Source organism: Petrotoga sp. DB-2 (assembly GCF_054051725.1).
On sequence record NZ_JBSVZD010000008.1, the window covers coordinates 11,668 to 26,368 of the forward strand.

The 14,701-nt window shown below is 35.9% G+C and carries 15 protein-coding genes and 1 tRNA gene; 12 read left to right on the forward strand and 4 right to left on the reverse strand.

The genetic code is table 11. The features are described from left to right. Positions 1-13 precede the first annotated feature (13 nt). From ACW9JY_RS04345 to ACW9JY_RS04355, 3 genes are all read left to right on the forward strand, one after another. On the forward strand, positions 14-1,471 hold the full coding sequence (locus tag ACW9JY_RS04345; protein WP_457283521.1) for an aminoacyl-histidine dipeptidase: 1,458 nt from the start codon (positions 14-16) through the stop codon (positions 1,469-1,471). A gap of 168 nt (positions 1,472-1,639) precedes the next feature. Further along, complete coding sequence (locus tag ACW9JY_RS04350) at positions 1,640-3,157, forward strand: sodium-dependent transporter (protein ID WP_457283522.1); 1,518 nt, start codon at positions 1,640-1,642, stop codon at positions 3,155-3,157. A gap of 15 nt (positions 3,158-3,172) precedes the next feature. Next, a complete protein-coding gene (locus tag ACW9JY_RS04355; RefSeq protein WP_281255676.1) occupies positions 3,173-3,295 on the forward strand; it encodes a hypothetical protein in 123 nt (40 codons plus the stop codon). Positions 3,296-3,513: 218 nt separating this feature from the next. Here ACW9JY_RS04355 and ACW9JY_RS04360 read toward each other — a convergent pair whose 3' ends face one another. Next, complete coding sequence (locus ACW9JY_RS04360) at positions 3,514-3,960, reverse strand: CGGC domain-containing protein (RefSeq protein WP_457283523.1); 447 nt, start codon at positions 3,958-3,960, stop codon at positions 3,514-3,516. A gap of 306 nt (positions 3,961-4,266) precedes the next feature. Between ACW9JY_RS04360 and ACW9JY_RS04365 the strand changes: the two genes are divergently transcribed. The 9 genes from ACW9JY_RS04365 to ACW9JY_RS04405 all read left to right on the forward strand — a co-directional run bounded on the left by ACW9JY_RS04365 (position 4,267) and on the right by ACW9JY_RS04405 (position 12,203). Then, positions 4,267-5,508, forward strand: coding sequence for an aminotransferase-like domain-containing protein (locus ACW9JY_RS04365; protein ID WP_457283524.1), 1,242 nt, complete (start codon positions 4,267-4,269; stop codon positions 5,506-5,508). 24 nt (positions 5,509-5,532) lie between these two features. Beyond that, positions 5,533-6,621, forward strand: a complete 1,089-nt coding sequence (buk, locus tag ACW9JY_RS04370; RefSeq protein WP_457283525.1) for a butyrate kinase — start codon at positions 5,533-5,535, stop codon at positions 6,619-6,621. Further along, positions 6,618-7,520 carry a bifunctional enoyl-CoA hydratase/phosphate acetyltransferase gene (locus ACW9JY_RS04375; protein WP_457283526.1) on the forward strand — a complete coding sequence of 301 codons (903 nt, stop codon included), beginning with the start codon at positions 6,618-6,620 and terminating at the stop codon, positions 7,518-7,520. The genes buk (ACW9JY_RS04370) and ACW9JY_RS04375 overlap by 4 nt, the downstream gene beginning before the upstream one ends. Before the next feature lie 20 nt (positions 7,521-7,540). Further along, positions 7,541-8,608 carry a butyrate kinase gene (buk, locus tag ACW9JY_RS04380; protein WP_457283527.1) on the forward strand — a complete coding sequence of 356 codons (1,068 nt, stop codon included), beginning with the start codon at positions 7,541-7,543 and terminating at the stop codon, positions 8,606-8,608. Positions 8,609-8,626: 18 nt separating this feature from the next. Then, positions 8,627-9,304 (forward strand): cobalamin biosynthesis protein CobQ, encoded by a 678-nt coding sequence (locus tag ACW9JY_RS04385; protein WP_457283528.1) that lies wholly within the window; start codon positions 8,627-8,629, stop codon positions 9,302-9,304. A 220-nt stretch (positions 9,305-9,524) separates the two neighbouring features. Then, on the forward strand, positions 9,525-9,758 hold the full coding sequence (locus ACW9JY_RS04390) for a 4Fe-4S dicluster domain-containing protein (RefSeq protein WP_103076789.1): 234 nt from the start codon (positions 9,525-9,527) through the stop codon (positions 9,756-9,758). A gap of 5 nt (positions 9,759-9,763) precedes the next feature. Then, positions 9,764-10,828 (forward strand): 3-methyl-2-oxobutanoate dehydrogenase subunit VorB, encoded by a 1,065-nt coding sequence (locus ACW9JY_RS04395; RefSeq protein WP_457283529.1) that lies wholly within the window; start codon positions 9,764-9,766, stop codon positions 10,826-10,828. A gap of 15 nt (positions 10,829-10,843) precedes the next feature. Next, entirely contained in the window at positions 10,844-11,599 is a 756-nt protein-coding gene (locus tag ACW9JY_RS04400) for a thiamine pyrophosphate-dependent enzyme (protein WP_103076791.1), read from the forward strand. A 61-nt stretch (positions 11,600-11,660) separates the two neighbouring features. Next, positions 11,661-12,203 carry a 2-oxoacid:acceptor oxidoreductase family protein gene (locus ACW9JY_RS04405; RefSeq protein ID WP_103076792.1) on the forward strand — a complete coding sequence of 181 codons (543 nt, stop codon included), beginning with the start codon at positions 11,661-11,663 and terminating at the stop codon, positions 12,201-12,203. Between the two features lie 50 nt (positions 12,204-12,253). Here ACW9JY_RS04405 and ACW9JY_RS04410 read toward each other — a convergent pair. From ACW9JY_RS04410 to clpX, 3 genes are all read right to left on the reverse strand, one after another. Beyond that, a tRNA-Ser gene (locus ACW9JY_RS04410) sits at positions 12,254-12,344 on the reverse strand. 79 nt (positions 12,345-12,423) lie between these two features. Continuing rightward, positions 12,424-13,437, reverse strand: a complete 1,014-nt coding sequence (gene tsaD / locus ACW9JY_RS04415; protein WP_457283530.1) for a tRNA (adenosine(37)-N6)-threonylcarbamoyltransferase complex transferase subunit TsaD — start codon at positions 13,435-13,437, stop codon at positions 12,424-12,426. Next, positions 13,434-14,663 carry an ATP-dependent Clp protease ATP-binding subunit ClpX gene (gene clpX, locus ACW9JY_RS04420; protein WP_103076794.1) on the reverse strand — a complete coding sequence of 410 codons (1,230 nt, stop codon included), beginning with the start codon at positions 14,661-14,663 and terminating at the stop codon, positions 13,434-13,436. The genes tsaD and clpX overlap by 4 nt, the downstream gene beginning before the upstream one ends. Positions 14,664-14,701: the final 38 nt, after the last annotated feature.

Genomic DNA, 14,701 nt, shown 5'->3' on the forward strand with positions numbered 1-14,701 from the left:
AAGGAGCAGGTATATGAAAGGCAAATTAGAAGGACTTCAACCGGCATCTGTATTTAAACATTTTGAGACAATTAGCAGAATTCCAAGAGGATCAGGGAATGAAAAGCAGATTAGCGATTATTTGACTCAGTTTGGAAAAGATCTTGGCCTTGAAGTAATTCAAGAGGAATCTTTGAATGTCATTATCAAAAAACCTGGAACAGCGGGGTATGAACAAGCTCCTACGGTTATTCTTCAAGGTCATATGGATATGGTTTGCGCAAAGAAAGAGGACTTTCCTTTTGATTTTTCCAAAGACCCGATTCCGCTTTTTGTTGAAGGAGATTATGTAAAAACAGAAGGAACTACATTAGGAGCAGATAATGGTATTGCTGTGGCTATGATTATGGCTATTTTAGAATCAAAAGAATTAGAGCATCCACCGCTCGAATGTTTATTTACAGTAGCAGAAGAAACAGGGATGGATGGCGTGCGGAATCTGCATCCCGAACATCTATCCGGTAAGATTTTGATTAATCTAGACTCCGAAGAAGAGGGAAAGATGCTGGCCTCTTGTGCTGGAGGTGTGAGAAATGTTGTTTCTATTCCGATTGAGTGGAAAGAAGCTAATCCACAAAAACAATCCTACACTTTATCGATAAAAGGCTTACGGGGCGGGCATTCAGGGCTTGAGATTGATAAACACAGAGCAAACGCTATAAAATTATTGGGCAGAATTTTAAAAGTTCTTCACCAATCTTTTGATATTCAAATCGCCAACGTCAAAGGTGGAGAAAAAATGAATGCCATCCCAAAAATGGCCTCTGCCATTATTGTTGCTGATCCAAACAATCGAAATGAAATTGAAAACATGGTTGATACATATCAAAAAGTCTTCAAGAAAGAATTTGAAGCATCAGATCCTAATATTCAAATACAGCTGGATAAAATTGAATCAGTGAAGCGAGTGTTTGCAGATAGCACAAAAATGAATCTTATTCATGCCCTTCGTTTAATTCCTGCGGGAGTACAGACCATGAGCGCAAATATAGAGGGTTTAGTAGAAAGCTCAAATAATATTGGAACATTAGAAACAAAAGAGGATTTTATTATTTTAAGTAGTGCTGTTCGGAGCTCAGTAAGATCCTTAAAAGAGGAGATCAACGATCGTATTTCAAGTGTTTGTGATTTAATTGGTGCAAAAATGAAATTAGAATCGGATTATCCAGCATGGGAATATGAATCCAATTCAAAAATTCGACAGATTATGAATGAAGTATATAAAGAATTGAACAATAACCAAGAAATGAAAGTTGATGCGATTCATGCTGGGTTAGAGTGTGGTTTTCTACAGGAAAAATTGGGTAAAATTGATATGGTATCGATTGGACCAAATATTTACAATGCTCATACTCCTGAGGAATCATTAAGTATTTCATCAACGCAAAGAGTATACCAACTTTTAACTGAAGTATTAAAGAGAATAAAATAAAGGATAAAAAGAAGTTCTCATACTAAAAAAGTGTGTTAAATTACATTTCTAGTAATTTAACACACTTTAATGAGGAGGTGAATCTTTCTTATTACAAACATTAAAAGATGATCAAACACTAGTTTCTGAAATACTTAAACACATATCGTACGAGGGGGTTTTAAAAAAATGGAAAGACAACAATGGGGTAATAGAGGAGCATTTGTACTTGCCGCTATTGGTTCTGCTGCAGGTTTAGGGAATATATGGCGTTTCCCTTATATAGTATACCAAAATGGAGGAGGAGCTTTTTTAATACCATACTTTATAGCTATTCTTACTGCGGGATTACCACTTCTAATTTTAGAATTTTCAATGGGACAAAAAAATCAGTTAGGTGCGCCAGGAGCGATGGCTTCTGTTAAGAAAAAATTCGGGAAAATAGGCTGGTGGACAGTACTATCGGCTTTTATTATTGTGACGTATTATGCTGTAATAATGGGATGGAGCATCGTTTATTTGGTAGATAGTTTTACAGGTACTTGGATAGACACTGGTGTTCAGGAATATTTCTATGAGAATGTACTCCAACTTTCTTCTGGACCCGGTGATCTAGGTGGATTTAGTATTCCTGTATTGCTTGGAGTTATTTTAACGTGGATATTAATATATTTTATCTTAAGAAAAGGTACAGAGAGCGTGGGCAAAGTCGTTTGGTTCACAGTTCTAGCACCTATAGGGTTGTTAGTGGTATTAATCGTTCGTGCTGTTACTCTACCTGGTGCGATGAGTGGACTCAATTATTTTTTGCAACCAGATTTCTCACGTTTGCTTGATTATCATGTCTGGATTGATGCTTATTCACAAGTATTCTTTACATTAAGTCTTGGTATGGGGATAATGTTTGCTTATGCAAGTTATCAACCAAAAGATTCTGATATAACTAATAATGCTTTAATAACAGTATTAGCTAATACAAGTATTAGTTTTATGTCTGGTATAGCAGTTTTTGGGACATTAGGTTATATGTCGGTAACTCAAGGGGTACCGATAAGCGAAGTAGCTACTTCAGGTATTGGCTTGGCATTTGAAGTATTTCCAACCGCTATCAAATTGTTACCTGGAGGTCCAGCAGTAGTTACAACTATAGGGGTGATATTCTTTTTAACTTTACTTACCTTAGGAATTGATTCAGCTTTTTCATTAGTTGAATCCAATATTACCGCTTTTGTAGATAAATTCAAGTGGGATAAAAGAAAAGTTACTCTATGGGTAATAGTTGTTTTGGGTATAGTAAGTTTACTTTTTACAACCAAAGGTGGTTTATATTGGCTTGATATAATTGACCATTATATAAACAATTATGGACTAGTCTTGGGAGGTATTTTAGAAGCCATTGTTATTGGTTGGTATTATTATCCTGAAAAGTTAAGAAGTTATGTTAACTCAGTTTCTGAATATAGGATTGGAAAATGGTGGAACACCATGATTAAATATATAGTACCAATCATATTAACTATATTTCTAATTTACAATTTTATTGGTGATATCACAAAACCATACGGAGATTACGCTCTGAGATACCAATGGTTAGGTGGTTGGGGGATGTTAATTGCTTTGCTTATTGTAGTTACTTTATTAAACAAGATAGGTAACAGAAATATCACAGAAGTTACCAATACAGATCAAGCCTTAGAAGAGAATTGAGAGGAGGAATTTAATATGACATCTTCAGCTATAGTTGTTCTTGTTATTGTCCTAGTAATTTTAGGCGGAGGATTATTTATCACGCTTAATAAAGCAATTAATTCTTCAAAAAATTCACAGAAGAAAAAGAAAAAGTAGTATCTTCTTACAAAAATATAAATAGAGTTCTTATACTAAAGTAGTGTGTTAAATTATATTTTTAATTTAACACACTACTTAATTTTCAGGTTTAATTAAGATCGGTCATCTCATATCAATATTAAATTATATGGAATCTGAAGGGAACCGCAGGCAAAGCTCTGGTTCGCAGAATTGGCCCATTGTTTTTTAACTGGCATACATGAATAGTCACAAACTTAATCATAATTCAAACGCGTGGTTTCGTCTGTTAGAGTTGGAGCCAAAAGTGTTTCCCATTCCGGTGAGTCCCAACTCTTTAAATTTGAGTGTGTTATGTAGTATTTTTGAGGTATAGGATGAGTTCCAATCACGACTTTTACGCCAAATTTTTCTTCTATGAATTTTTTGAAGTAAGAAACATAAGGACATGGAGGATACCCGACTATCATGCCTGTGGCTAAATGAATTACTTCTACTCCATTTTTTATCATTTCATCAGGAGAATATTCGATGTTTCCACCGGGACATCCACCGCACGTTGTATATCCGACTATTTCAACTTCCTTTTCCTTGTAAATTTCGAAAGCCCCTTCACGTTTTTTAAGAGATCTAAAACATTTTCCTCCTGCACATGTACGATAACGATCGCATATAATGATCCCTAACTTAATCTTTTCCATCATTTACCTCCTTCAACGGGATAAAAGTTTTTCAACACAAACATTCCCAGATAATCCCTAACCTTCCCACAATTTCACATAATATTTTAACACACTACTTAATTTTCAGGTTTAATTAAGGCCAGTTATCACATCTCAATGTTAAATTTTTATAATGAAATATTTTTCATGAAATTTTTTTCATATCGGCAATAATCGCTTCTAATCGCCAATAAACGGCTGTAATCGTCTGTAATCGAGTTTGACTTCTCTCGCTTATATGATTATAATTGAATTGTAGGATAAATAATGAAAAAGGGGGAGCAAATTATGAACTATGACAAAAAGTTTTCAAAAGTTGCAAAAACTGCAAAAGCAAGCATTATAAGGGAATTATTGAAGGTGGCTTCTGATCCGGAGATGATATCGTTTGGTGGGGGTGTACCTGATCCAGAGACTTTTCCTCGAGAAGAATTAGGAGAAATTGCTTCAAAAATTGTTAAAGAAGAATACAAAATAACACTACAGTATGGTCCCACTGAAGGAGATAACGAATTAAAAAATGCTTATATAAATCTACTAAAAAAACACGAAGGAATAGAAGGCGTATCCCCTGAGAATATGTTGATAACTGTTGGTTCCCAGCAAGCTTTGCAATTGATAGGTCTGGCCTTGCTAGATGAAGATTCTTACTGCGCTGTAGGAAAACCAGTATATTTAGGTGCAGTCAGCGCTTTTAGACAAATGTTTCCAAAGTTTTTGGAAATACCCTTGGAAGATGACGGAATGAATGTTGATATCCTTGAAGAAAAATTGGACGAATTGGTAAATAAGGGAGAAATTGATAAGTTTAAATTTGTTTACGTGGTACCTACATTTCAAAATCCTGCAGGAGTAAGTATGCCACTAGAAAAAAGAAAGAAATTAATTAACTTAGCACATAAATACGATTTTTTAATTCTTGAGGATGATCCATATGGTGCGTTGAGATTTGAGGGAGAACCAATTCCTTCGATTTACTCTCTTGACCCAGAAAGGACGATCTTATTGAATACCTTTTCCAAAATTTTGTGTCCAGGTATGAGAATTGGAATAATTATTGCTTCAACAGATTTATTAAGAAAGCTTACAATTATTAAACAGGGTGTAGATCTATGTACCCCAACTTTGACCCAGAGATTAGCAGCTAGATATCTTCAGGCTCATGATAGGATCGAACAGTTAAAACCCACGTTAGAACTTTATAAATCAAAAAAAGATACCATGTTGAATGTGTTAGAAAAGGAGTTCGGTGATATGCAAGGGGTAAGCTGGACTCGCCCCGAAGGTGGCCTATTCATATGGTTAACTTTTCCTGAATGGGTAGATACTATGGAAATGTTTGAAGAAGCAAAGAAGAACAAAGTATTGTACGTTCCAGGAGAGGCGTTTTATGTAAACGAGGTCGAAAAAAATCACATGCGATTATCTTTCTGCCTTCCTTCACACGAAGAAATAAAAGAGGGCATAAGAAGATTGAGAAAAGTTGTAGAAAATTATGTAAATGCGAATTCTATGCGGAGCAAATCCTAAAAAACTAATTGTAGGAGGAGCTTTATGTATAAAATATTGGTAATAAATCCAGGGGCAACGTCTACAAAGCTCTCACTTTTTGAGGATGAGAAAGAAGTAATCTCGGAAAGTATAGAGCATTCCAGTAATGAGATAGAAAATTGTAAAACGATTATGGATCAACTTCCTTTTCGTAAAAAATGTGTAGAGGAGTTTCTAAAAAGATACAACATATCTATCAATGAATTAGATGCGATAGCTGCTAGAGGTGGGATACTCCCTCCTATGAAAAGTGGGACTTACCGCGTGGATGAGAATATGGTTAATTACCTTAAAACCAAAACAAGAGTTGAACACGCATCGAACCTAGCTGCTGTAATAGCCTTTGAACTATCAAAGAATTCCTCGAAAGATTTACCTGTTTTCATCACTGATCCTATTTCTGTTGATGAGTTTATCCCCGAAGCGAGAATTTCAGGAATACCTCAACTTGAAAGGCACAGTTTATTTCACGCCTTGAATATGAAAATTGTCGCGAGATTTGCAGCAAAAGAATTGGACAAAGAATATGAAAAATGTAATTTTGTTATTGCGCATTTAGGTGGCGGAATCTCTGTTGGTGCGCAAAGAAAAGGCCTTATGATCGATGTTAACAACGCAACAGATGAAGGACCTTTTAGTTCCCAAAGAACGGGAGAATTACCAATGGGGGACCTTGTAAAATGGATTTTTAAAAATATGCATTCATACTCCAAAAATGATGTCAAATCTACATTTGTAGGAAAAGGAGGTTTGTTTGCATATTTAAAAACAGCAAGTTTAAAAGATGCCTTAAAACTTGCCGAAAAAGATGAATATGCAAAATTAATTGTAGAAGCCATGGCTTATCAAGTTGCAAAGGAAATAGGTGGGATGGCAGCAATTCTGGGTGGAGATCTCGATGCAATTGTCTTAACTGGTGGAATGGCTCATAGCGATTACTTTGTTGAATTGATCAAAAGAAGGATCGATAAATTAGGTGTGGTAATGGTTTATCCTGGGGCCTATGAAATGGAAGGTCTCGCTCTAGGAGCTTTGAGAGCACTTAATCAATTAGAAAACACAAAGGTATGGGAGGGTGAAAATATTTTATGAAAATTGAGAGTATAAGTCAAATTATAGAATTAGTAAAAAATGAACACAAATCAAAAACGGTTGCGGTGGCAGCAGCTGAAGATGATGTTGTCTTGAAAGCTGTTCAAAAAGCTAAAGAAATCGATTTATGTAACTTTATCTTGTATGGTGATAAAGAAAAAATTCAACAGATATCAGAAGAAATTGGACTTGATACTACCAACATAGAAATCAGAAATGCTTCAACCCCTCTTGAAGCAGCAAAAGGAGCAATACAAGCCGTTGCCAATGGAGAAGCCGATCTGCCTATGAAAGGAAAACTGACCACCTCAGAGATTTTATCGGTATATTTAAAGGATGAATATGGTTTAAAAACTGGAAAAACAATGAATTTAGTTTGTGCCTTTGAAATACCCAGATACCACAAGTTGTTGATAATCTCTGATGCTGGTATGGTGATCGCTCCAACTCTTGAACAAAAAGTTGATATTATAAATAACGCTGTGTCAGTCGCCCATAAGTTAGGTATAGAAACACCAAAAGTTGCTGTTGTAGGGGCATTAGAGCAGGTTAATCCAAAGATGCCTGCAACAGTAGAAGCAGCAATATTAACACAAATGAACAGGAGAGGTCAGATAAAGGGTTGTATAGTAGACGGACCATTCGCTATGGACAACGCCATATCTAAAGAATCAGCTATACACAAAGGAATAAACAGTGAAGTCGCTGGAGATGCGGATATATTGATCATGCCAGATATAGAAGCGGGAAATATATTGTATAAGACCTTAGTATATTTCGCCGATGCAAAGCTGGCAAGTTCAATTGTAGGGGGCAAAAAACCGGTTGTTTTGACCTCTAGAGCCGATAGCGATGAATCCAAACTCAACGCTATAGCGTTTTCAATTTTAATGTCTTAAATTTAAAAAGGAGAATTCATATGTATAAAATTCTCGTTATAAATCCAGGGTCCACATCGACCAAAATTGCTGTTTATGAAGATGAAAATCAAAGGCTAAAAAAAGTCATCGATCACGATGTCAATGAATTGAAAAAATACAAGAGTGTTGCCGATCAATACGAATTTAGGAAGAATACGATTTTACAGTTTTTGAATGAAGAAGGAATAAACTTACACAGTTTTTCAGCCATCATTGGGCGCGGAGGGCTTTTAAGACCTATACCAAGTGGGACTTATGAAATAACCGATCAGATGCTAGAAGAATTGCAAAGTGCTAAATACGGAGAACACGAATCGAATTTAGGGGCTCTTATAGCAAACGAACTAGCTGAACAGATTGGTGTAAAAGCTTATATAGCCGATCCCGTTGTGGTGGATGAGATGGAAGATATAGCAAGAGTTTCAGGTCATCCTTTCTTTCAAAGAAAATCGATTTTTCATGCTTTAAATCAAAAAGCTGTGGCAAGATCACTCAGTGAAAAACTAGGTCGCAATTATTATGACTTGAATCTCATCGTTGTTCATATGGGCGGGGGAATATCCATTGGAGCACACAAAAAAGGCATGGTAGTTGATGTTAACAACGCGCTTGATGGAGACGGTCCTTTTACCCCTGAAAGATCAGGAACGTTACCCCTTGTTGGGTTTATAGACCTTTGCTACTCAGGAAAGTATTCTGAAGGTGAAATAAGGAAGCTCATAAAAGGTAATGGAGGGTTAATTGCTTATTTAGGTACCAACGATGTGAGAGAGGTAGTAAAAAGAATAAAAAGCGGGGATAAAAAGGCCGAATTAGTGTATTCTGGATTGATACATCAAATTGTCAAATGGATAGGAAAAATGTCTGCTGTATTGAATTTTGACGTTGATGCCATAGCTTTAACTGGAGGAATAGCATATGAAAATGAATTTCTTGTCCCACAAATAAAAGAAAAAGTAAGTTTTATCGCTCCGGTTTATGTGTTTCCTGGAGGAGACGAAGAAAAAGCTTTAGCCCTAGCAGCGCTTAGAGTACTAAAAAAAGTAGAACCAGCAAAAATCTACTAATAAGGGAGCTCTAAATCAATGTTGAAGAATTTATTAAAAGATTATCAAGTTCATATTTTTATTGGAATGTTTGGTTCTGGAAAAACGGAAGTTTCTATGAACATAGCAATGGAATTAAAAAAGGAGCACAAAAATGTGGCCATTGCGGATTTGGATATTATAAGCCCGTACTTTCGGGTGCGAGATAAAATTGAAGAATTGAATCGAAAAGATATTAAGGTAATCACTCCCCCAACAAAATACTTGCACGCAGATGTTCCCATCGTTCCTGGTGAAATAGGAGGATACATAACAAACCAAGATTATAAAACGGTAATAGATGTAGGAGGAAACGAAGACGGTGTAAAAGTTTTAGGGTCTTTAAAAAATTATATAGATAATGCAAATTGTGCCCTGTACTTTGTAATCAACACGAGAAGACCTTTTATGGATACTAAGGAATATATAATAAAAAATTTGCAATCCTTGGAAAGTAGCTCACGATTAAAAATTAATTATTTAGTTGTAAATTCAAACATTCAAAATGAAACAACTAAAGAAATCATACAAGAAGGAGAAAACATAATAGAAGAAGTATCCAACATAACAAATATCCCCGTTGCATTTACAGTAGTATCAAAAGATTTGGAAGATAAGATAAATACCAAGTTCGAAAAATTTGTGATTCAAAGATTTTTTGGAGATTATGGTTTTTGAGTGCTCTGAACGAGTTACAGAATTAAAGAATAAACACCCATTTCTTTATAGATCTTGCAGGGTTAAGGGATCCCAGGTTCCTTCCTTAGAAGGGTAGGGAGTGGTGGCAAGTAGATAAAAATTCTTTTATCCTTATGGGTGGGGAGCGGGGCGAAGGGGCGCTAAAACAGGCTTCACAACTTCTAAAGTCAGTAAAAATTGAATGATTGGAGGGAAAACGATGAAAGAAACAAAATTCTCAATTGATATTGATAAAGAAAGATGCAAAGGATGTGGACTATGTATTGAAGCTTGTCCCAAGGATGTCTTAGAATTTTCTAAAGGGTACAATAGCAAAGGGTATCATCCAGCACAAGTTAAGAACGTTGAAAATTGTATAGGATGTGGTTTTTGCTATCAAATGTGTCCTGATGTATGTATAACTGTAAAAGTATTAGAAAAGGCAAGGAGTTGATTTTTATGGAAAAAGCCGAAAAAGTTATGGTTAAAGGTACCGAAGCAATAGGTGAAGCTGCAGTAAGAGCAGGATGTAGATTATATTTTGGCTATCCAATTACTCCACAAAGTGAATTAACAGAATACATGGCAAGAAGATTACCTGAGGTAAATGGAACTTTTTTACAAGCTGAAAGCGAAGTGGCAGTTTCAAATATGATATATGGAGCAGCTAGCACTGGAAAAAGAGTTATGACTTCCACTTCTTCCCCTGGATTCTCTTTAATGCAAGAAGGGGTTTCTTACATAGCAGGGGCTGAACTTCCATGCGTTTTTGTAAACGTTGTGAGAGGTGGACCAGGATTGGGAGATATACAACCAGCGCAATCAGACTATTTTCAAGCCACAAAAGGTGGTGGGCATGGCGATTATAAGTTGATCGTGTATGGTCCTGAATCCCTTCAAGAAGCTGTTGAATTGACTATTCGAGCTTTCGATGTAGCCGATAAGTACAGAATACCGGTGTTACTATTGACAGATGGATTACTTGGTCAAATGATGGAACCAGTGAAATTCCCCAGCTTTAAAAATCTAAACACTTTACCCGATCATTCAGATTGGGCATTGACTGGAACCAAAATGCAGCGAGAACCACACAGAGTTACATCCTTTGATTTGGACCCTGTAAAATTAGAAAAAATGAATATTCAAAGACATGAAAAATACAAAACAATAGTAAAAGAAGAAAAATTATTTGAAGAATATAAATTAAACGATGCAGAAGTTGTGCTGGTTGCCTATGGAACGATGGGAAGAATAGTTAAATCAGTTGCGGATACTGCCAGAGAGAAAGGCGTAAAAGCAGGGGTATTTCGCCCAATAAGTTTATGGCCATTTCCATATGAAGAATTGGGAAGATACACTGAAAACGCTAAATTGTTCTTCACCGTAGAAATGAGTTTCGGTCAGATGGTGGAGGATGTAAGACTGGCAGTCAACGGAAAAAAACCAGTAGAATTTTATGGAAGAACGGGTGGAGTAGTTCCAACCCCAGGAGAAGTATTGGCAAAATTAATGGAATTAGTTTAAAGGAAGGTGAGATTAATGGCCTATGCAGAAAGATTTAAAGCACCAACCTCATTAAGTGAAAAAGAGTTTACATATTGCCCAGGATGTTCTCACGGAATTGTTCATAGATTGATTGCTGAAGTAATCGATGAGTTGGAAATACAAGGTAAAACCATAATGGTTGCACCTGTTGGATGTTCCGTATTTGCTTATGAATTTTTTGATGTAGATGGCACCGTAGCAGCTCACGGAAGGGCACCTGCGGTAGCTACTGGTATCAAAAGAGCAAGTCCAGATAACGTTGTTTTTACATACCAAGGGGACGGTGATTTAGCAGCTATTGGAACCGCAGAAATAATACATGCTGCCAATAGAGGTGAACGTATTACAACAATTTTTATAAACAATGCTATATACGGTATGACAGGAGGACAAATGGCACCAACTACCCTTTTAGGAATGAAAACCACAACTAGCCCATATGGAAGAAGAGAAAATATTGAAGGGTATCCTATTCATGTTTCAGAGGTTCTAAAAGAATTGTCAGGAGTTGCGTTTCTAGCTCGTACAAAAGTTACAACTCCGCAAGACGTAATAAAAACAAAAAAGTATATAAAAAAGGCTTTTTATGCTCAACTCAATAATATAGGTTTTGGTTTAGTTGAAGTTTTATCAACATGCCCCACTAATTGGGGATTAACACCCATAGAATCTATGAAGTGGTTGGAAGATAATATGGTAAAAGAGTTTCCTTTAGGTGTATATGTTGATAAAGTGGGAGATGTTCGCTAGTCATCTTATATTCCCTTGTTCTTACAAATATCAAAGGGAATAAATAAATGGAGGTGTTTTTATGTCATACCATGGGTTAATAGCCGCCGGTTTTGGTGGACAAGGTGTAATGCTTTTCGGTCAAATAATTTCTTTAGCGGCTATGATTGATGGAAAATATACCACATGGCTTCCATCATATGGACCTGAAATGCGAGGTGGAACTGCAAACTGTACGGTAATAATTTCTGATGAATACATTGCGTCACCGGTGTTAGATGAACCGAATGAAGTTGCTGCGTTCAATATTCCGTCTATGATAAAATTTGAAAAAGCATTGAAAGAGAATGGGCTATTGTTGATCAACTCTTCTGTGATCGATAGAAAACCAGAAAGAAAAGACATACATTTAGTTAAAGTACCTGCTAATGAAATAGCGGACGAACTAGGTAATTTAAAAGTTTTAAATATGGTTATGCTTGGAGCTTACTTAAAAGCAACACAAGCAGTCAGCTTTGAAGCCGTAGAAGAAGCTTTAAAAGAAAAATTAACAGGGAAAAAGGGAAAATTGTTAGAAATAAACCTAAAGGCAATAAAAGCGGGTATGAAAGAAACTGTAAAATAAGAAAATAATATAATAAATGCTGGAAATTTTCCAGCATTTATTATTCTTGATGGCGGAGAGAGTGGGATTTGAACCCACGGACAGCTTTTAACCGTCACACGCTCTCCAGGCGTGCGCCTTCGACCACTCGGCCATCTCTCCATAATAGTTATTAACTTTTCCGAAATTTATTATATCATAATAATCCCTTACCGTCAACCATTCACAGAACTAATTGTCGTTATATTTTAGATAATCCCAAATTAGGAACAACATCCAAATCTAACGTATCAAACATGTTTCTTATATACTTTTCGTACCCAGCACGGCATATCATCGCTGCATTATCAGTACATAACGATTGTCTTGGATAATAGATATTCAATTTGTCTTTAAAAGTATTTAATTTTTCTCTCAACAGAGAGTTTGCGGCAACTCCTCCTGCTATTACAATATCTTTTATATTTTCTTTAATTGCAAATTTAGTAACTTTATAAACAAGGGTGTCTATTATTGCTTCTTGAAATGAAGCAGCTATATCTTCTTTTTTTGCCTCCGGATAATCTCTTACAAAATACAAAACAGATGTTTTTAAGCCAGAAAAAGAAAAGTCATATCCTTTGTTGTACAATGGTCTAGGAAAATCGTACAATTTTTGAGCCTTTTTTGAAATTTCATCTATAACTGGTCCTCCCGGATAACCCAAATCCAAAATCCTAGCGACTTTATCAAAAGCTTCTCCCGCTGCATCATCACGTGTTTCCCCTATTATTTCAAAGTCCAAATAATCTTTAACCAGCAAAATTGCTGTATGTCCCCCGGAAACTAATAATGTGACAAAAGGAGGTTTCAGTTTTGGGAATTCAAGAAAGTTAGCATATATATGACCCATTAAATGATTTACACCAATTAATGGTTTACCCAAGGATAAAGACATCCCCTTAGCAAAACTTACCCCAATAAGTAAGGCCCCGATTAATCCAGGGCCAAAAGATACACTAACTGCATCTATGTCATTTGGGGTAATTTGTGCCTCTTCGAAGGCTTTTAAACTTAATTTGTACAAAACTTCGACATGTTTTCGAGCGGCAACTTCTGGTACAACTCCTCCAAATATCTTATGAACATCGATCTGTGAATAAACTAAATTAGAAAGCAATTGATCTTTTCCTTTTAATATTGCCACCGCAGTTTCATCACATGAAGTTTCTACTCCAAAAATAATCGGATCTTTTTCACTTTCTAATATGTTCAAGCGCTTTCCTTCCTTTTGACGGCTGGTTTTTTCTTAGTTACTACCTCTTCATCTATAACGATTTTGTTAATTTTATTTTTTATCTCAGGGGCTTCATACATTATATCGAGCATTATTTCTTCAAATATTGTCTTTAATGCCCTTGCACCTGTGCCTCGTTTCAAGGCTTGCGAACATATCTCTTTCATAGCTTCTGTTGTAATTTCTAGCTCTATACCTTCTATTTCCAACATCTTTTGATATTGCTTAAATAATGCATTCTTTGGTTCCATGGCAATTTTAACGAGGTCTTCTTGATCCAAATCGTTAAGGGTTGCAACTACAGGGAATCTACCTACAAACTCAGGAATTAATCCATACTTAATAAGATCATCTTGAACAATATTTCTTAAGATCTCGCCATCTCTTTGTTTATTATTACTTTTTATGTCAGCTCCAAATCCTAAAGAAGAATCCTTTACCCTGTGTTTTATTATGTCTGTTAAACCGTCAAACGCCCCTCCTGCAATGAAAAGGATCTTTGAGGTGTCTATTTGGATAAATTCTTGGTAAGGATGTTTCCTTCCTCCTTGAGGGGGAACGTTAGCTAAAGTTCCTTCAACTATTTTAAGTAATGCTTGTTGTACTCCTTCACCAGAAACGTCCCTAGTGATTGAAGGGTTTGGCGATTTCCTAGCTATTTTATCAATTTCATCAACATAAATTATTCCTTTTTCAGCTTTTTTTACGTCATAATCACAAGCTTGCAAAAGTCTTAGTATAACGTTTTCAACGTCATCTCCAACATAACCAGCTTCAGTTAATGTTGTAGCATCTGCAATTGCAAAGGGGACGTCTAATATCTTAGCTAAAGTTTGAGCGATCAAGGTCTTTCCAGTACCTGTAGGCCCAATCATTAAAACGTTAGATTTATCTAACTCAACATCATTGATATTCTTTGAAGAATATATTCTTTTGTAGTGATTGTAAACAGCAACAGAAATTATTTTCTTAGCTGTTTCTTGACCAATTACATATTTATCTAGTTCTGATTTTATCTGTCGTGGAGTTGGAAGAGTTTTAACTTTTGCTTCAGCCTTTTCCCCGTTTTTTGTTTTATTCTCTTCAACTAACTCTTGAAAAAGGTTTATACACTCGTCACAGATATAAATACCGTTAGGGCCTGCAATTAAAGCTTCTGCTTGGCTTGATGGTTTCCCACAAAAAGAGCAATACTTTTCTGACATCAATGATTCCTCCTGTTATACGTTTCTTACTTGTTTGA

Excerpts from the sequence above, each read along its gene's own strand:
- ACW9JY_RS04345 (WP_457283521.1), top strand. The coding sequence starts at position 14 with ATGAAAGGCAAATTAGAAGGACTTCAACCGGCATCTGTATTTAAACAT.
- ACW9JY_RS04350 (WP_457283522.1), top strand. The coding sequence starts at position 1,640 with ATGGAAAGACAACAATGGGGTAATAGAGGAGCATTTGTACTTGCCGCT.
- ACW9JY_RS04355 (WP_281255676.1), top strand. The coding sequence starts at position 3,173 with ATGACATCTTCAGCTATAGTTGTTCTTGTTATTGTCCTAGTAATTTTA.
- ACW9JY_RS04360 (WP_457283523.1), bottom strand. The coding sequence starts at position 3,960 with ATGATGGAAAAGATTAAGTTAGGGATCATTATATGCGATCGTTATCGT.
- ACW9JY_RS04365 (WP_457283524.1), top strand. The coding sequence starts at position 4,267 with ATGAACTATGACAAAAAGTTTTCAAAAGTTGCAAAAACTGCAAAAGCA.
- buk (WP_457283525.1), top strand. The coding sequence starts at position 5,533 with ATGTATAAAATATTGGTAATAAATCCAGGGGCAACGTCTACAAAGCTC.
- ACW9JY_RS04375 (WP_457283526.1), top strand. The coding sequence starts at position 6,618 with ATGAAAATTGAGAGTATAAGTCAAATTATAGAATTAGTAAAAAATGAA.
- buk (WP_457283527.1), top strand. The coding sequence starts at position 7,541 with ATGTATAAAATTCTCGTTATAAATCCAGGGTCCACATCGACCAAAATT.
- ACW9JY_RS04385 (WP_457283528.1), top strand. The coding sequence starts at position 8,627 with ATGTTGAAGAATTTATTAAAAGATTATCAAGTTCATATTTTTATTGGA.
- ACW9JY_RS04390 (WP_103076789.1), top strand. The coding sequence starts at position 9,525 with ATGAAAGAAACAAAATTCTCAATTGATATTGATAAAGAAAGATGCAAA.
- ACW9JY_RS04395 (WP_457283529.1), top strand. The coding sequence starts at position 9,764 with ATGGAAAAAGCCGAAAAAGTTATGGTTAAAGGTACCGAAGCAATAGGT.
- ACW9JY_RS04400 (WP_103076791.1), top strand. The coding sequence starts at position 10,844 with ATGGCCTATGCAGAAAGATTTAAAGCACCAACCTCATTAAGTGAAAAA.
- ACW9JY_RS04405 (WP_103076792.1), top strand. The coding sequence starts at position 11,661 with ATGTCATACCATGGGTTAATAGCCGCCGGTTTTGGTGGACAAGGTGTA.
- clpX (WP_103076794.1), bottom strand. The coding sequence starts at position 14,663 with ATGTCAGAAAAGTATTGCTCTTTTTGTGGGAAACCATCAAGCCAAGCA.